The organism is Endozoicomonas sp. (assembly GCF_031844845.1).
In the GTDB taxonomy this organism is placed as follows: domain Bacteria; phylum Pseudomonadota; class Gammaproteobacteria; order Pseudomonadales; family Endozoicomonadaceae; genus Endozoicomonas.
This window is the reverse complement of the sequence record NZ_JAVRMB020000227.1, coordinates 19,140-37,335: the sequence shown is the minus strand read 5'-3', so window position 1 is coordinate 37,335 and position 18,196 is coordinate 19,140. Positions and strand designations below refer to the sequence as shown.

Genomic DNA, 18,196 nt, shown 5'->3' with positions numbered 1-18,196 from the left:
GGGTCATTATATGGGGGGGACAAAATCAATTATCAAGAGGGTTCGGGTAGAAACTCATTTCTGAACGTAGCTCGTTATCCGCTTCCCGCTTACCACCGCCCGAAAAAGATAAGACGGGCTTTTTCGGACTACGGACTACGGACAGCGGGATTATTTGAGTTGCAAGAGAAGACTATCAATATTCTTACCTGCCAGCACTTTCTGGGCATTCTGGAGTGATGGGCGGTCAGTGAATGGTCCCAGCTGCACTCGATGCCAGGTTTCCCCTCCCCCTACACTCACTTTCTCAACTTTTGGCATCAACCCTTCAAGCAGCAATTGAACTCTGAGCCGTTCGGCATCCTTGAAACTCCGGAATGAACCAGCCTGCAGCAGGTACTTCTTTGGTTTAGCGCTTGCTGCAGGCACTGCCGTTGTCTTATCTGCTTTTTGGGGTTGGGTTTTCGCAGGGGCAGGATCAGCGATGGAAACCGTCACTTCCGACTCGGGAAGCAGGGTATAAAAATCAAAAACCGGCTGGCTATCTTTTTTCAGATCAGCTCTTTTCTGCTCATCCACAGCACCTGAAGCAACCTGCTCAGCCACGGTCCTGACATCTTTGGCCGAAGGCGTTAACCCGGCCAGAAAAGCCACAAACACCCCTATCGCCAGCCCTGCCAGCAACCAGACCCAGCCAGGCATACCCGCTGACGACCTTTTGCCGGTGCTTTTCGACTTGCTGGCTCCACGCTTTGTACTGTTTGATCTGGCTGTCATCTGTCTCAAATTTCAAAATTAAGGAATAGGGTTTAATTATCACCGGCAATACCTGTATCCGGTCAAGCGCTACCGGCTGTATTGAAAACAAACTGCCGGTAAATCCTCCCCAAAAGTATTGCCCGGGCATGTCTATACTCAAAAAACATGATCGATTTCAGAAGCCCGTCAATTTTCCGGGCAATGATAGCTCATTTTTGTCAGGACGTTTCATCATGGAAGATGTACAACCACCAGTGGATTCATTATCTGAAGTAGCGGGCACAGACACAGGCTCATCGACTTTCAGCACTGCTATCGCCAACCCCTCCGAACCAAACCAGCGCCCTGTTCAGATCGAAACGTCCTCAACCCGGGGTGAATATATCATCAATAGCACCGCCACTGATATTCAGATGGAAGTGCGAGGCCCGGACTTTGTCTTCCTTTTTCCCGATGGTTCTGAACAGGTTATCCTGATGGCGGGCATCATGACCGCCACCGGCCAGCCACTGCAGGTTAAATTTGCCGATGGTTCGACGCTCACGGGAGATCAGTTTATCGCCCGGGCCGCCTACCAGCAGGCTGTCGATGTCCAAAATCTTGGGCCGTTATCCGCCCCCGCCAATGAACCGACCATCAGCGATCAACCTTCCGATGAACAGCAAGCCCCTCCGGAGACAGACTCAACAGCGCCGACCAATCAGTCCAGCACCGTAAACACTGAATCCGGTTTTAGCAAGAGCTTTGCTGAAGAGGTGAGCCAGCTCAAACAGGAAACTTCCGGCAAGTCCAGCCAGCAAAACCTGTCAACGTTTCAGCAGGCGATGACCAGAGAAAGCAGACAACTGGAAGAGATTTCCAGTGACACCTCCACCAGTACTGACACCCCTGCGCTGTCATCCCCGTCAGATAGCAGCACTGGCTCCGGGAGCACCGACAATCCGGACCTCCCCCCCATCACCACGGCCGCCACGGTAATTACCGAAGGCACTGGCACTGGCACCGCAGTGACCGAAGGCTATGCCATCAGCCTCACCAATGTCGCCGCCTATGAGAGTTCAGCCACCTATTTAGGAGGTGGTGGTTCGCTGGAATCAACCACTAACCCAGTACACAGCGCGCAGCTGAACAGTGAGCAAATTTATTATCCGGACTCCGGAAACATTGATGGGGCAGATGGCATCACTATTCAGGCCGACAACCCCAACTATTTCACGGACGAGCTGTCCAGCAAACTGTTAACCATCAGTGGGCCGGATACCAATGTCATACAACAGGTTGCGGTCTATGGCCTGCCCTCTGGCTGGTCCATTGACGGGGGTATTCTGGTGGAAGCCACCGACGATTCAAGAGAAAAATGGGTGATTGAAGACCATAGATTTATTGTTAAACACCCGGTAGGAGAGAGCGAAACTTCCGGTTTCAGCCTGCTATTTGAAGTTGATTTCAAAGAAGAGAGCGGCATCACCACGGAAGTATTCAGCCTCCCGGTGTTTGCCGAATCCGTCCTGAATGAAGGGGACCTGGATCTTGAGGTTAATGGTGAAACAGCACTGGTTTTTAACCAGCAGCACAACAGCGATGACATCCGGCTTGGTGCGGGCAACGACGTGGTTGATGCCGGCGTGGCCGATGACATCGTCAACTCAGGAGGGGGTGATGACCAGGTGAAAGGAGGCCCCGGTTCCGACCACCTTGATGGCGGCACAGGCATTGACACCATCGACTACCGCGGCAGCGTCAATGCCGCGATAACCGCCGGCGTCACAGTCAGCCTGGTCACGGGCACGGCCACGGATGGCTACGGCGATACCGATACCCTGGCAAACTTTGAAAACATCCTGGGTTCACAGTTTGCCGACCAGCTGACCGGTGACCAGAACAACAACACTATTTCCGCCGGTGATGGCAATGATATCGTCAATGGTGGTGACGGTGATGACACACTGCTCAGTGATGCCGGTCAAGACACTCTGGATGGTGGCGATGGTTTTGATACAGCAGACTACAGTGCTGAGACTTCAGCAATCACGGTTAATCTGACGAATGGCTCAGTCACCAATGGCAACAGTGCCGATGATGATACGCTGCAAAATATTGAACAAATCATCGCCACCCGAGAGAGTGATACCTTAACCGGTAATGCCCTGGCAAACACATTTTCAGCTGGCGACGGCAACGATACGCTATCCGGCGGCGACGGTGACGATACGCTGCTTGGAGGCTCTGGCAGCGACCGGTTGATCGGCGGTGATGGCTCAGACACCCTGAACGGCAACGATGGAATTGATACGGCTGACTACTCCGGCCAGACCACAGGTGTCCATGTTGAACTCACCAGCGGCATGGCCTCTGTTGTGGACCAATCCAGCGCAACCGACACCCTGAGCAATATCGAAAACATTATTGGCTCCAGCGGCGATGACATTTTCAGCGGTGACGCCAACAGCAACCATTTTGATGGCGGCAATGGCAACGACACCCTGGACTTCAACCGCACCGAAATCCAGTCCGGCATTACCCTCAGCGTCTCCGACAACCAGGTTACCTATAACTTTGACGGCACCGAACATAGCGACACCTTCAGCGGGATCGAAAGCCTGAAAGGGACAGCCCATGCCGATACCCTGATGGGCGATGGCAATGCCAACACCCTTTCCGGAGAAGCATCCGACGACACCCTCTATGGCCGCAACGGGGATGACAGCCTTCAGGGTGGCGATGGTGTAGACGTCCTTTATGGTGAGCAGGATAACGATACCCTCAATGGTGGCAATCAGGACGACACCCTCTACGGTGGTACAGGGAATGACACCCTGAACGGCGATGCTGATAACGATACCCTCTATGGGGAAAGCGGTGACGATACCCTCAATGGTGGCCAGGGAAATGACTGGCTATTCGCTGGCGCAGGTATCGACTCGCTGGATGGTGGCGATGGCATTGATACCGTGGATTACAGCACTCAGGCGCTGGCTATCACCGCCAGCCTTAACTCCGGGACGGACACTGGGACAGCCACCAATGGCAATGCTGCTGATGATGACACCCTGCGATATATCGAGAATATTGTCGGTACTCAATTCAACGACACCCTGACCGGTAATGATCAGAACAACACGCTGACAGGTAATGCCGGTAATGACATTCTCTCCGGTGAGGCCGGTGATGATGAACTCATCGGGGGACAGGGGAACGATATTCTTGCCGGTGGTGCTGGTGCTGATCAGCTGCAAGGTGGTGATGGTACCGACATTGCTGACTACTCAGCACAATCTGTCGCTATTGATATCACCCTGATCAGCGACATGACGTTTACCGATGAGTCAGGCTCACTGGACACATGGACCAGCATCGAAGGCATTATCGGCTCCAGCGGCGATGACACACTGAGCGGCAATGCCAGCGACAACATTCTGGATGGCGGCGATGGCAAGGACACCATCGATTTCAGTCGCATCAACATCACCAACGGCGTCATCGCCAACATCCATAATGGTAATGCCTCATATACGATTGCTGGCATCTACAGCACGGATGAAATTCGCAATATTGAAGTACTAACAGGCACGATTAATCCGGATCAACTTACCGGCGATGATGGCATCAATGAGCTGTATGGCAGTGACGGCAACGATGTACTCAATGGCCGGGCGGGTAATGACATCATTGATGGCGGCAGCGGCTATGACACCGCCAGTTATGAATTCGCCACAGCCGGCGTCACTGCCATCATTAAAAATGACCGGACGGGGTCAGCCAGCGGTGGCGATGGCGAGGATGAATTATTAAATATTCAACACCTGTCCGGCAGTAATTATAACGACATCCTGACCGCCAATACCGACAGCAATGATCTGTTCGGTCTGGATGGTGATGACATACTGATCGCTAACTCCGGTAACGACGAACTTTTCGGTGGCAAGGGCGACGATACGCTGCACGGCAATCAGGGATATGACCACATACAGGGCGGTGATGGGGACGACATCCTTATCGGAGGCAGCGGCGTTGACACGTTTGTCGGCGGCACAATAGCCTACAGCGATAATGAGGATGACGAAGGTTTCGACACCGTCAGTTTTGCCGACCATGTTTCGGACGACAGCATTGGCATAGAGGTAGATTTTACTTACGAACTCTCTTCTTATCAGATCCGCAACAATGGCGAAGGTGCCACAGAACGGCTTTATGATATTGAAGGAATTATCGGCTCACAATACAGCGACACCCTGACCGGCGCCTCCGGAAAACATCTGAACGGCGCGGGTGGCCATGATAGCCTGACCATTGATTTTGCGGCTCTCAGTAACACCGACAAAACAGAAAAACTGGATGGTGGGGCAGATAACGACACCCTTAAAATCAACAACAGCGCTGACGCCGATATCAGCCTGACCGCCCTCAAAGATCTGATCGACAATGTGGAAACCATTGATTTTTCTGATAACGGAATTAGTTCTGATTCCATCACTGTCTCACTGGACGACGTTGACGAACTGACCGGGGGCAACGCCCTTGCGATCAAGCTGGATACCGGTGACAGCATTACAGTAATCGGTGCTACCACACCAATTGAAAACGTATATTCAGACGATAATGGCAACTCAATAACCGTATCTTATGTTTAAAACCCTGTAATTTAAGTCGTATCCAGGCAGAAACCTGTTACAGCAACCAGAAATATCGCGCCAGTACGGAAGCACCGGCGCAAAATAGCAACAGGTGTTAATAAGCATTAAAAAACAAGTCACTGGACGACTTATGCAACCTGATAATAATAACGCACCACCCCCAAACTCCCTGCAAAGCGCCTTCCTGACGCTGGCCCGGCAGATGGGTACCGATATTGCCGCTGATTATGTGGATCAGCTAAAGAAGGGCGCAATGAAAGGCGCTACAAAAGGCACCATGGATCTCCGGGACCTTCCCGCCATTGCCGATTACTGCCGCTTAACCCATCAACGTCAGATCACCACCCTGGACCAGATCGGCGAGGATTCCCTGCCCTGCCTGCTCCAGTTGCAGAAAAAGCGCTTTTATGTGGCCATCGACAAACAGGACAGCCAGATTCTGCTCCTGGACCCGCAGGGACAGGAAGTCTGGCTGGATCAGGAACAATTGCAACCGCTGTATTCCGGAGTGATCCACCAGCTAACCCCGACTACCATGGACAATCAATCCGACCATGAAAAAACCGATCACTTATTTGAAAAACGCGGCTTTATCAAACACTGGAAAACCGTAGCCCCCCGCTACTACCAGGTCATACTGGCCACCCTGCTGATTAATCTGTTGACCCTGGCGGTCCCCATCTTCACCCATTTCGTCTTTGACAAGGTGCTGCCCGGCTACGCCACCGATACCCTCATCACCATCAGCCTGGGCATGGCGGCAATACTGATGGTGGATTTTATCCTGCGCTGGTTACGCAGTTATTATGTGGACGATGCCTGTCGTATTATTAGCCGGCACACCGAGTTCACCCTGCTGAAAAAAATAATCCAATTGGAAAAAAACCAGTTACCGGCGTCATCAACCCTGACGGCACAGACCGTACAGGACTTTGCCAGGGTCAAAGAGAGCATTTCCAGCTCAGTCCTGCTGGCGGTGCTGGACATCCCCTTTTTCCTGCTGTTTACCCTGGTCATCTGGCTGATTGGCGGCCCCCTGGTGATGGTGCCCCTGGCCATCGCCGCCCTGCTGCTGCCCATGTCGTGGTTCAGCTACCGCCTGATCAACCGCAGAACCGGGCCCCAGTCGCACAGTCTGCAGGAAAAAAACCGCTTTCTCCATGAAGTCAGCCACGGCCTTGATGTGATCAGGGCCATGGGCGCCAGCGCCCGAATTCTCAGCCGCTGGCGGCTGCTGGTGACCAATGCTGGCCGCCATGACATTAATATCAAACAGGCCGGAACCCTGCTGAATGCCCTGGTCGCCAGTGCCAGCCAGATCGCGGTGCTGTTAATGCTGATTATGGGTGTATTGCTGATTCAGGATGCGTCCCTGCCTCCGGGTCATCTGTTCGCCTGTATTATTCTCGGTAGCCGGGCCATTGCGCCGCTGGCAAATTTGACCATGGTATTTAATCGTTTCAGTCAGTCGCAAAAATCCCTGCAACAAATCAAACAGCTATTAAACAATAACAGCGTCGCCAATAACAACGTCGCCCATGGACACAGACTCACTGATTTCACCGGCAACCTATCCGTTGAAAACCTCAGTTTTCGCTTCCCGAATCACCGTGACTTTATCCTCAACACCCTGAACTTCCAGCTGAAACCCGGTGAACGGTTGGCCGTAATGGGTGCCTCCGGCTCCGGCAAAACCACATTACTGGAACTGCTGCAGGGCAACCTGTCACCCTCCGCTGGCCATATCTTTGTTGATAACCAGGACCTTGCCGGCATAAACCGGAATGATTACCGACACTACCTGACCATCGCCCAACAACGCCCCATGGTTTTTTCCGGCACCCTGCGCAGTAACTTGCTGATGGGCAATGAAGCCGCCACCCGGATCGAATTAGACCGGGTATGTCATATCGTCGGGCTGGACCGTTTTATTCGCAGTTGCCGCGAAGGCTATGACCATCCGGTCAATGACCGGGGCATGAATCTGTCCGGTGGCCAGCAACAGGCCCTGTGTCTGGCCCGCACCCTGCTGCACGGTGGTCAGGTCCTGATGCTGGATGAACCCACCAGCGCCTTTGATAATCTCAGTGAATCGCTGTTTTGCCAGCGCTTTCCGGAATTTATCAACACACAACAAACGCTGCTGTTGATTACCCATCGTGCCAGCCTGTTAGCACTGGTGGACCGGATTATTGTCCTTGCGGAAGGAGCCATTGTTGCGGATGGCCCGAGAGAGGAAGTACTCGCCAGAATGAACGGGGTAAAACAACAAAACCATCAGGTGTCTGACCAGGCGCAGCGCCCATAGAAAGCGATAACCCGGCCAACTCAAATCATCAATCCCGATGGCGAAACAGCAAACGGTACAACCGGTGGCTTGACCGAAAGAATTTCCTCAACAACGCGCTGAACTTTTTCTGTTCCACTTCTATGGTATTGACCACCCGGTCACCCTGTTCGCGCTGGGCGGCAAGGATAGATTCCTGCAACGTCTCAACCTGTTGCTTTTGATCAATGCCAATGAACTGCCGAAGGGAAACCAACTGTTTTTTCAGACTCTCTTTCAGTTGCTGCACCAGAGAGGCATCCAGCCGATTGACCGCCAGGGTAATTTGTTCTTCGGTCACCCCCGTAATTTTTCCCGGTATATTGCCTGCCGTTTTATTAATCCGCTCAAGAGACTGGTCAATCCGGTCAAGCTGGTCATGGCTGCTTTCCTGCCCTTTGATCAGCTGATCCCGCTGCAAAAATGCCTGTTCCCCATGGGATTCCCGCTGGGCCATCTGTTCTTTCTGCAGTATTTGCAACCCGGTCAGCTCACTGGCCATCGCCTCTGCGGCAGCCATCAATTGCGCTCCCCGGCCGTTCAATGCTTCGAGATGGCGGCTCATATCCAGCGGCTGCAATCCTTGCTGAATAGCCTGCAATACCTCAGTTTGTCCCTGCTGCTGATCAGACATAGCGGCCAATGTGGATTGCTGCCGGCCCTGGCTTGCGGTCAGCGCCTGCAAATGCGCATCCAGACGGTGCATAACCTGCAACTGCTGGTCAAAATACGCTGATTGCTTTTGTAGATGCGCATCCATCGTTTTCAGCATGGCCTGATGCTGCTGCAATAACCCCGAATTCCCTTGAGTGCCCGCTGCCTTCGAACCATAACCATCTGAACTATCGGAACGGGAATCGTCTGAATCGTCTGAACTGCCAGACCTGAAGCCATCTGACTCCATGGCAAACTCAAACAACCAGTGGGAAAAGGCATTGCTAAACAGCATATCCGCCTTATTCACACTGGTGGCCACAGCACCCAGCACCACTGAACAGGACAACCCCATCAGCGAGGTGCCAAATGCCATTCCCATACCGGCAAGTGGGTCTTCCAGCCGTTGTATCATGATCACCAGCATATCCGTCAGGTCCTGCTCACCTGACAGGCCAGCGGCAATATTACTGATCAGACCAGAGATGGAACCCACCGTGGCCGCAAGACCAATAAACGTTCCCAACAGACCCAGATGAATCAGCAAGTTAACGAAATAACTCATTCTGGAACGACGGCCTGCCAGGTCCGTGTTGGCCATATTAAACAGACTGCGGACAATGGATGGTCGAAGTTGACTGGTCTGGCCTGCTTGTTCTGCACTGTTTTTCAGGCTCTGAATTAAATCCTTAATAATATAGGCTCGTCGGTTGTAGCCTAATAATTTTTCCACGTCCTGATCATCAAACAGCAGATAGTCAATGTCGGACAAAGCCGCCAGATCGCATTGCAGGAAATACAAGTATTTGAAACAAATAAAAATTCCCGCCAGAAAAACCGAAATAATAATGCCGTTTAATGCCCAGTTGGTGGTGATAACTGAAAAAAACACATCCTGTGCCACCACCAGAGAAGCCGCCGCCGCCGCCAGGACAACCAGCACGCGTAAATAATAGACCTTGATAAGCTCGGGTCCGTACACCCGGTTCGACGGCATCGCTGCGGTCATGTCCCTTGCCCCCTGAAAATCAACTTGATGCACTGGCTATAACTGCCGAACCTGGTCCGTCACTTTGTTTAGATAGAACAACACCCCTAACAGGCTGATGTAATATTCAAAGTGATAATAGGTGCCATCCACCGCCGCCTGATAATAGTCACGCTGGACCGTAGTAACATCCAACAGGCTTTTCTGCCCCAGCTCAAACTCTTGCCGGTACAACACAACAATTTCACGATTCACGGCCAATAACTCACTGTTGGCTGTTTTTTCCTGTGCCATTCTCTGCCAGGTGCTGAAGGCTTCACGCACCTCTTTTTCCAGAGTTCTCAGGTAATCATCCAGCTGATATTGAGACCGCATAAATAAAGACTGTCGCTCATTCACTTTATTGCGGGCCAGAAAACCATCGAGCAAATCATAACTGACCACGACTTTCAGCTGGTTTTCCGCTTCCCATTCATTGTCGGTGCCAATGGACTGCTCATTGCTTATGCTGGCCTGTAAACTCACCTCCGGATAAAGCGCCCGACGGCTGCTACGCAGCAGAGAACGTGCGGAATCAACCTCGTAGACCTTGGCCTTCACCCCATAATAATGGTTTTTCACCTGTCCCAGCAGCTCGGCTTCACCCCAGGGCAACAACAGTTTGTCAAGATCGGGAACCACCCGATTGACCGGCGCCTGACCGACAATCAGGGTAAAGGCTTGCTCGGCAAATTTCTTATCGGACAAATAAGTGATCTGGTCTTTTTTGGCGCCCTGTAATAACCCCTTCACCCGCTGCACATCAGAAAAGGTAGAGACACCAGCCACTTCCCGTTTGCGCATAATGGCCAGGAATTCTTCATAGGCTTCAATGTTCTGATCCACCAGCAATAAAATGGTGTCCAGCTTCAATAACTCCAGATAAGCCCTGCTGACCAGCAGAGCCAGCCGCTGACGACCCGCCAGCAATTGCAGCTCTTTGTTTTTGTGCAGCTGCTCGGCAGAGTTAACCTGAAAGGATGTTTTGCGAAAATCATAGAGCAACTGCTGTATCTGCACCCGGGAACGGGTCAGACTCTGCCACTTTCCACCGGAAACCTCTGAAGCACCGTTTTCAATGGTCAGGGTCATCCTGGGATAGAAGCTGCTCCGGGCCTGTTTCAGCCGGGCAGCACTGGTATTCACATCGGACTGAAGAATATTAACAATGGGATTTGACTGTATTGCCAGATCAACCGACTCTCCCAGTGTCACCGCAAAAACCGTCGATGTTTTGATGAAAAAAACCAGCAAAAAACAACCTTTCAGCTTCATAGTGAGGGTGTACTTGGCCATTAAACAGAGCGATATCAATTCTGACTTTATCGACTGCCCCGGATAAAAATGAAAACACCGGGAAGATCAAAAGCTCGGGGCCAGCGCCGATAGCTAACTAATGCCAGAAACTTCATCAATGACACTGCATTATGTTTAATGACGATCAGGAAAACCCATGGCCAGGCTTTGTGGACGTTATGTCTTCAACTCTGCTGGTGTTTGTTTTTCTGGTGATTATCCAGCTGATTGTCATGGCGGGCATCAGTTTAAAAATCGATCAGAAAGTCACCGGAAAACTGGAAACCATCGCCAACCAGCCGGCGACAGCATCAGAAACCTCCAACCAGAAATCACTGCCGAAAACCCTGGGCGAGGAATTTCAATTCACCCTCATCTACAGCAACCTTGATGCGATACTAACCGAAGAAAACCGGAAAAATATCGGCAACTGGATCAAACAACATAAAGCATTACTGTTAACCAGCAACATTCAGGTCAGCGCCTTTCTCGGACAAAAGGGTTTATCCCGGTCTACTTCATCCTTCGTATCATTCAGCCGTTTAATGCTGATTCGCGATGAGCTGGTCAAACAGGGGATACCCACAGCCCGGATTACCATCCGTATCAGCGATAAGGTAATGGCTGATGACAATCACATCCTGATTCAAATCCTGAATTAGAGCGCTATGAATACAAGACTGAATAAAAAACCATCAAACGCCGTCTATCTGTTTTGCCAGCGCCTGTTCTCCCGCCATGGCATCACCTCCCTGGTCTTGTGCTCACTACTGGCCTTCGGACTGTGGGCCCGGACAACCCGGATTGATACCTTTGTTCAGGGAACCGGAAAAGTCACCTCCGCCAGTGACCATAAAATTGTTGAACACCTGGAAGGCGGCATTTTACGCAAACTCCACGTCAGCGAAGGCCAGAAAATAAAAGAAGGCTCACTGCTGTTCACCGTGGAAAATCCGAAACTGCTGGAAATAACCGAACTGCTCAAGGAAGAGTTGCTGGAAAAAAAGGCTCGGATAAAACGGCTCTACGCAGAAATGGAAGGCGCTGAAATGAAAGCCCCGGACCTTACTGTTGATGCCGGGCCGCAGAACTACTTACGCAATGAATGGCATCTCTATCAACGCCGCCAGGCAAGCCTGACCGAACAAAAGGCCCTGTTTGACCAGAAAATCACCCGCACACAGGCCCGCTCCCGGGAAGTTCTGCAAACCATTGCCGACCTCAACAACGAACGGTCCATCGCCCGGGAGCAAAATGACATTCTTGAAACCCTGATCAGCGGACGGGCAGGCTCCAAAGTCAACCTGCTGGAAAAACGCATGGACACCCTGAAAATCCAGACCCGGATTAACCAGTCGCACAGCAAGCTGCAGGTAATAGAAACAGAACTGCAAGCCCTCAGCCTGGAAAAAAAACAGCTGGATGTCAGCTTCAAAGAACAGGTGCAGGCGGAATACAATCAGGAAACCATCGCCATCGCCCTGCTTGAAGCGCAAATAAAAGCCTCCGGGCAACGGAAACTCCGCAGCGAAGTACGCTCTCCGGTCAATGGCACCTTACATCGTTTAGCCACCTCGACCCCCGGGGAAGTGGTATCTCCGGGTACAGTCATGGCCGAAATCGTGCCGGATAATGAGCCCCTGCACATCGAAGCCCAAATCCACCCCCGGGACCGGGCCAGAATCTGGGCTGAACAGAAAGTCAACATCCGGGTATCTGCCTATGATTACAGCATCCACGGAACCCTGACCGGCACCATCAGGAAGATCAGCGCAGACACCTACCCCGATGACCACACCCGGGAAAATTATTATAAAGTAACCATTACCTCTGACAGCAATGGCTTTGGCCCGGACAAACCATTAATGCAGGGCATGACGGTGGATATCAATATCGTCTCCGGAAAACAAACGGTGATGAGCTATTTACTACCAGCGGCTTATAACAATCAACGGTAAAAGACTGCGGACCGCTACCCGAAAAAGCCAGGGTCGCTTGTGCTTTTGCGGGCCGCGGGCAGCGTTCACTTACATCAGTCTGGCTTCAATTGCCCCCCGATAGTACGCATAAACCCGATAAAGAAATGCAACGAGCGCCGTACATCCGGATCATTCATCGACCGCAATAACTGAAACAGTCCCGGTAACTTTTCCAGTTTCTCAGTCTGGGCAGAGGCCATGCGCATGGCATTGCCGGTGGTCCAGCCCATGGACAGCAAATCTTCACCGGCTCCGGCAAGTTTTTCTAACATGGCTTCATCAAGAAACTCAATGTTATCGGAAATCACCGCCAGCAGATCCACGATATTATCGAAACGCCCCCCCTGCACAAGGGGCGTGACTTTATCAGCCAGTGCCTTCAATCCGGAGAAAGCAGCCGGGTCGAACAACGCTGGATCGGCAGCCGGTTGCTCAGTGACGATGCCGGCGACATCTTCAGATAGCTCTTTGGTGGACATAAGTAATCCTCCCAGGTCAGTCAGTCAAACCAGGCCACGCGCAACAGCCCAGTAGATACCCCGATTAAAGGTTTTACGCATTAACCCCCCCAGCTTGGTGGGCGGCGAAACCTGCACATCACTGCGATAGTCATACCAAAGCGGCATCCCCTCTTCGAGCCCCATCTGGGCAACTGCCTGCACCTTGCCATCATAGATGGCGGAGGTGTAGCCACGACGTATTTCAGAAGCAATATTTTCAACCACCACCGGCGACTGGTTGTGACAGCTGCCACCAGCCTTGCTCACCGGCAGGTCGACGGTGTCGCCCAACAGGTAAACATTGTCCATGCCATACATTTTCATGGTTTCATGATCGGTAGGCAGCCAGCCTTCGTTATTGGGCGCCTCGGACATGCCAGAGTTAAGTACGGCATCCACCGCACGAATCGGCGGGGTGCCCATTAAAATATCAAACTCCTGGGATGCCCCCTCCTCGGAATAGGCTACCTTGGCTTCCGGATCAACCTTATCCAGGGTGAAGCTGCGCTGATATTTGATATCACGGCTCTCAAATATTGTCGGCAGCACATCACAGGTCGGTTTTTGCAGAAACAGGCAGTTACGCAGCATTTGTGACACCGTTGGGTAACTGTAAATAATTTCCACACGATCGCGTACGCCACGCTTACGCAAGTAATCATCCAGCATCAACGTCGTTTCTACCGGAGCAATACCACACTGGTGCGGCACATTCGGTGTCTTGGGGAAGTTAACGGTCACAAAAATACGCCCTTCCTCAATGGTGCGCAGTTTCCTGGCTAACTTCATCGCCGGTTCAGTCTGATAGAAATGATCACCGGCTTCTTTTAATCCCTCAACACGTTCGGGAGAAGGGACACAACCCGTGGAGATAACCAGATATTCATAGTCGTAACGCTTGCCACTCTTGCAAAGCACACGATTCTGGCTGAACTCAAAAGCCTCTACTTCGTCGACGCGAAAATCAATTTCAGGACGCAACAGTGAACGCTGCTTACGCCTTAGCTCGTGCGAGTGATACAGGTTAAAAGCGACGTACATATTGGCCGGCTTATACTCATGCCAGGGTGAATTGGTGAGCATCGCTATTTCTACCTCACCATCGAGTATTTCCGGATAAAACTTGGAGACCAGACTGTTGGCTGTCATGGTTCCACCAATCCCGCCACCAACGACGAGAATACGCTTAGTCATGATTAGACTCCTTCTCAGGACATTTTCAGGACGCCCATAAGTTTATCCATGAATACGCAATCTTCGACTTTTTTTAACAATGAAATCTGAACAGGAATAACCCTCAATCGTTCAGAAAATATTCTGCACACAAAACAACACTGTCTACTATTGTTGCGCTGACAGAATGTTCTTCACTTCACTTGAAAACCAATCGACTGGAACTTAATTCACTCTCCTGAAGAGCGGCAGTTATTCAATGCAATGACAAACTAAAACGAGACCATTATGACAAAGCACGCCTCTATCATGCGGCAGCTGTCGCCCGTCAGAAACTCAACCACACTCAATGAAGCTCCCGAACTCGCCAGAGAACAACTGCAACATTTTGGCATTGACCCGGAATCGGTCTACGGACAGGCACTGCTGCAGGTAACCACCCACCTCTATCAGACCGGTAATGAACTGCACCAGATAGCCATCCTGAATGACAGCCTGAAGCGTTTGCCAAAAACCGACCAGATCAGTTACTTCAACGCCAAAAAATTCCTGTGCTTTCAACTGGCCAAACTGATAGATATGCTGCAACCGTCGTTAAGGAACAGCTATCAGGCTCTGGATATGGATGTCAGCAGCCGGGCGGTCAAAGGCGACTATCCATTATTTGCCAATGTAGGCGCTCTGTTTTCCGCCACCCCGGCCATTGTCCGCACAGCAACATATTTATACGCTTGTACCGAATGGGTGGAAGATGCCTTTCAAGGTAAAGAAAGCACTCATCCTGTCTACTCCCGGTTACTGAACCCGACGTCTATTTCACTGTCGAACACCATCGTTTCCCTGGAAGCGGGCAGGTATGCCGCTGACTATATGGCCTGGAACTTTAACAGTGGTATGGCGGCCATTGACTCCCTGCTCAGCAATCAGCTGCGTCATGGTGATATTTTGCTGACATCACGGAATGTCTATGGTGGCTCCTTCCAGTTAATGCATGACTTTTATGCTCGTCCGGATCGGCTGGATATTCAGCTGGAGTGGTTTGACGGCTATACCGGAGAAGAGTTCGACGCCCGCCTTAAAGCCGTTCACAAAGATCACCAGCAACGATTACAAGACGGCCGACGGCTATTTGTCTACCTGGAATCACCCTGCAACCCGCACGGCTATGTGGTGGATGTACCTGAAATCTGCAGGTCTGCTCATCAACAGGGTCATCTGGTCATGCTGGACTCAACCCTGGCCACCCCATTTCTGAGCCGCCCACTGCACCATCCGGACAAAACCTGCCGTCCTGACTGGGTTATTCACAGCTATACCAAAGATCTCTCCGGTGGTGGCTCCACCACTGCCGGCGGCATTATCGGCGAGTCATTCCGGATGTTTCTGCCCAAAGGCTCGAAGCATGACTCTCAAAACGAAAAGGTAAACTGGGATCAAACACTGTTCTGGGATGTCTATTACATTAAAGGGGCTTTTCTGGATGCAGATAAGGCCATAGAAGTCATCCAGGGCATTAAAACTCTGGAAAACCGGATGCTGACCAAATGCATCAACACATTGATTTTCACCCATTGTCTGAATCACCACCCACTGATTCATGTCAACAGCCATGGGTTAAAGGATCATCCCAACCATGAGTTGTGTCAAAAGCTGTTATACCTTGGGCTACCAAGCCCTCTGTTCACTATCGATATGCAGGAGGCCAATGTGCCAAGGGATGCTTTTGTCCGCTTTTTTGATGCCCTGGAACCAGTTTTTGGCCATATGGTAAGCCTTGGTCAAAGCAATACCCTGGTACTCTGCCCAGCCCTGACCTCTCATTCTGAAATGGATCAACAGGCACAGGCCAAAGCTGACATTCACCTGACCACCATTCGAATCGCCATGGGTGATGAAAACCCCAGGGATTTGATCAATCAGTTCACCGCCGCTGCAATGCTGCATATTGACCCTGTGGTAAAGGGTTTTTCTGATGCTTTCATGACCGAAAACGAGGTGGAAAAATTGATAAAAACCATTCATCTCGACGTTCACGAAAGGCACTTGAATGCCAATTATCAGAAACATAAATCACCCTGATGTTACCGGGGGGTCGAGCTGGCTGAACTCTCTGCCAGCCTCTTGCAGTTGAGCGACATTGGTTGTTTTGTACGTGCCGCAGGAATTTTCTTTATAACCATAAGGCCACAAATAACACGAAGAAGCGTTTTTCCTTTGTGCTCTCTGTGGCTCTATCTGTAGCCCTGAAAATGGAGGATAGATTCTTAACCAAGCCGTTTATACCGTATTTGCAAACTGGGAATCATGCTTTTATGAACAAACCGACTCCTCCATCAAACGGCCGTTCTCTATTACCTTTACTTTGTTTTCTGATTTCTTACCTGGGGACTGGACTTTCTTTTTATTTATCCGGAGATAACTTTGGTTTCTATTCATTGCCGCCCGCCTACGCCACACTCCCTGCTATCCTCGTTGCCGCCTGGCTATCAAAATCAGATATCTATCAATTTGTGAAAATATTCTTTTCCGGCATGCTGCATATAAACCTGCTGTCCATGTGTCTGATTTTTCTACTGACCGGTGCTTTTTCATTGGTGGCAAAATCCACCGGCGCCGTGGAAGCGGCCGTCAATATTGGCCTTCAGCTTATCCCGGATGGTTTTTTATTACCCGGAATGTTCATTATCGCCGCGCTTGTGGCAACGGCTATGGGCTCCTCGGTAGGAACCATTGCCACCATATCGCCCATAATCATAGGTATTTTTGACACAATAAATATCAACCCCCTCCTGGTAGCCGGGGCGGTGATTTCCGGCGCCATGTTTGGTGACAACCTGTCGATTATTTCCGATACCACGATTGCCGCTACAAGAACACAAGACTGCAGGCCCAGGGATAAGCTTCGGGAAAACCTGATCATTGCCTTACCCGCAGCACTGATCACCACCCTGATATTTTACTGGCTGACACCTTATAACCCGTTAACCATCGCGCCAGAAATGGAGATCATTAAAGTCCTGCCCTATTTACTCATTTTTGTTTTAGCCGTTTGCGGGGTTAATGTTTTTGTGGTCCTGATCTGTGGTTTAGTCAGTGCCGGGACTATTGGTGTCATCACCCTGAACCACTACCACCTGGCAACACTGGCAGATAATATTCAACAGGGTGCCTGGGGTATGAGAGACATCACCGTGCTGACTCTGTTAATCGGCGGTCTGGGAGCAGTCATGGAGAGTCAGGGCGGAGTGCTGTACATAAGACAAAAGTTCAATACTCTATTTACCCGTATCATCAAAGGCTCACACTCCAAAGCGAAAAGATTAAAAGCCGAGCTATCCATCTCATCACTGGTCATCATGAGTAATATCGCCACCGCCAACAATACCACCGCCATCATCCTGTCAGGACAGGCCGCCCGTGGGATTGCCACAACAAACAACATTCCGGCCAGACGAAGTGCCAGTTTACTGGATATTTTTTCCTGCGTTATCCAGGGGACAATCCCCTGGGGCGTGCAAATATTACTACTGAGTGCCAGCTTATCGGTGTCGCCATTGTCCGTTTCAATGTATAGCTTTTATCCGATGATCCTGGCCCTGGTTACCCTTGCGTTTATTTTTTTAAAGCCCTGAACCTTAAAAATTGACAGATGACGTAGGTTGGGTCGAGCGAATGCGAGCCCCAACAAGCTATCTGCAATCATCGGTAAAATTGTTGGGGCTCACTCCATTCGACCCAACCGATCAAAAATAAATCAGATAACCGCCAATATCAGAGACCTTCTATTGAGCACACAGGTCTTTTTCGATAGCATTCCCACCATTTATTTTATTGCTCAGAACAACTGTTCATAACAACTGTTCATAACA

General features: G+C 50.9%; 11 protein-coding genes. 6 read left to right on the top strand and 5 right to left on the bottom strand.

What is annotated here, in order from left to right; all coding sequences use genetic code 11:
- Nucleotides 1–150: 150 nt before the first annotated feature.
- Nucleotides 151–756, bottom strand: a complete 606-nt coding sequence (locus RM811_RS11985) for an SPOR domain-containing protein (protein WP_402524467.1) — start codon at nt 754–756, stop codon at nt 151–153.
- Nucleotides 757–971: 215 nt separating this feature from the next.
- Here RM811_RS11985 and RM811_RS11980 point away from each other — a divergent pair, with 215 nt between their 5' ends.
- Both RM811_RS11980 and RM811_RS11975 read left to right on the top strand, forming a co-directional pair.
- Nucleotides 972–5,369, top strand: a complete 4,398-nt coding sequence (locus RM811_RS11980) for a hypothetical protein (RefSeq protein ID WP_402524465.1) — start codon at nt 972–974, stop codon at nt 5,367–5,369.
- Between the two features lie 133 nt (nt 5,370–5,502).
- On the top strand, nt 5,503–7,680 hold the full coding sequence (locus RM811_RS11975; protein WP_402524463.1) for a peptidase domain-containing ABC transporter: 2,178 nt from the start codon (nt 5,503–5,505) through the stop codon (nt 7,678–7,680).
- Between the two features lie 28 nt (nt 7,681–7,708).
- Here the strand turns inward: RM811_RS11975 and RM811_RS11970 are convergent, their stop codons facing one another.
- Nucleotides 7,709–9,361, bottom strand: coding sequence for a hypothetical protein (locus RM811_RS11970; protein ID WP_402524461.1), 1,653 nt, complete (start codon nt 9,359–9,361; stop codon nt 7,709–7,711).
- A gap of 36 nt (nt 9,362–9,397) precedes the next feature.
- Nucleotides 9,398–10,654: a TolC family protein gene (locus RM811_RS11965; protein WP_402524459.1), complete on the bottom strand. Its 1,257-nt coding sequence runs from the start codon at nt 10,652–10,654 to the stop codon at nt 9,398–9,400.
- Nucleotides 10,655–10,806: 152 nt separating this feature from the next.
- Here RM811_RS11965 and RM811_RS11960 point away from each other — a divergent pair, with 152 nt between their 5' ends.
- On the top strand, nt 10,807–11,337 hold the full coding sequence (locus RM811_RS11960) for a hypothetical protein (protein ID WP_402524456.1): 531 nt from the start codon (nt 10,807–10,809) through the stop codon (nt 11,335–11,337).
- Nucleotides 11,338–11,343: 6 nt separating this feature from the next.
- A complete protein-coding gene (locus RM811_RS11955; protein ID WP_402524453.1) occupies nt 11,344–12,633 on the top strand; it encodes an HlyD family type I secretion periplasmic adaptor subunit in 1,290 nt (429 codons plus the stop codon).
- A 74-nt stretch (nt 12,634–12,707) separates the two neighbouring features.
- On the opposite strand, the gene RM811_RS11950 is transcribed toward RM811_RS11955, so the two are convergent.
- Complete coding sequence (locus tag RM811_RS11950; protein ID WP_402524451.1) at nt 12,708–13,133, bottom strand: DUF1641 domain-containing protein; 426 nt, start codon at nt 13,131–13,133, stop codon at nt 12,708–12,710.
- A gap of 24 nt (nt 13,134–13,157) precedes the next feature.
- The gene (locus RM811_RS11945) at nt 13,158–14,348 is read right to left on the bottom strand and encodes an FAD/NAD(P)-binding oxidoreductase (RefSeq protein ID WP_402524448.1); all 1,191 of its coding nucleotides are present in this window, start codon (nt 14,346–14,348) and stop codon (nt 13,158–13,160) included.
- Between the two features lie 267 nt (nt 14,349–14,615).
- Between RM811_RS11945 and RM811_RS11940 the strand changes: the two genes are divergently transcribed.
- Together RM811_RS11940 and RM811_RS11935 are read left to right on the top strand one after the other, a co-directional pair.
- A complete protein-coding gene (locus RM811_RS11940) occupies nt 14,616–16,406 on the top strand; it encodes a trans-sulfuration enzyme family protein (RefSeq protein WP_402524445.1) in 1,791 nt (596 codons plus the stop codon).
- A gap of 233 nt (nt 16,407–16,639) precedes the next feature.
- The gene (locus RM811_RS11935; RefSeq protein ID WP_402524443.1) at nt 16,640–17,959 is read left to right on the top strand and encodes a Na+/H+ antiporter NhaC family protein; all 1,320 of its coding nucleotides are present in this window, start codon (nt 16,640–16,642) and stop codon (nt 17,957–17,959) included.
- Nucleotides 17,960–18,196 lie beyond the last annotated feature (237 nt).

Excerpts from the sequence above, each read along its gene's own strand:
- RM811_RS11945 (WP_402524448.1), bottom strand. The coding sequence starts at position 14,348 with ATGACTAAGCGTATTCTCGTCGTTGGTGGCGGGATTGGTGGAACCATG.
- RM811_RS11955 (WP_402524453.1), top strand. The coding sequence starts at position 11,344 with ATGAATACAAGACTGAATAAAAAACCATCAAACGCCGTCTATCTGTTT.
- RM811_RS11975 (WP_402524463.1), top strand. The coding sequence starts at position 5,503 with ATGCAACCTGATAATAATAACGCACCACCCCCAAACTCCCTGCAAAGC.
- RM811_RS11970 (WP_402524461.1), bottom strand. The coding sequence starts at position 9,361 with ATGACCGCAGCGATGCCGTCGAACCGGGTGTACGGACCCGAGCTTATC.
- RM811_RS11950 (WP_402524451.1), bottom strand. The coding sequence starts at position 13,133 with ATGTCCACCAAAGAGCTATCTGAAGATGTCGCCGGCATCGTCACTGAG.
- RM811_RS11965 (WP_402524459.1), bottom strand. The coding sequence starts at position 10,654 with ATGAAGCTGAAAGGTTGTTTTTTGCTGGTTTTTTTCATCAAAACATCG.
- RM811_RS11960 (WP_402524456.1), top strand. The coding sequence starts at position 10,807 with ATGTTTAATGACGATCAGGAAAACCCATGGCCAGGCTTTGTGGACGTT.
- RM811_RS11935 (WP_402524443.1), top strand. The coding sequence starts at position 16,640 with ATGAACAAACCGACTCCTCCATCAAACGGCCGTTCTCTATTACCTTTA.
- RM811_RS11985 (WP_402524467.1), bottom strand. The coding sequence starts at position 756 with ATGACAGCCAGATCAAACAGTACAAAGCGTGGAGCCAGCAAGTCGAAA.
- RM811_RS11980 (WP_402524465.1), top strand. The coding sequence starts at position 972 with ATGGAAGATGTACAACCACCAGTGGATTCATTATCTGAAGTAGCGGGC.
- RM811_RS11940 (WP_402524445.1), top strand. The coding sequence starts at position 14,616 with ATGACAAAGCACGCCTCTATCATGCGGCAGCTGTCGCCCGTCAGAAAC.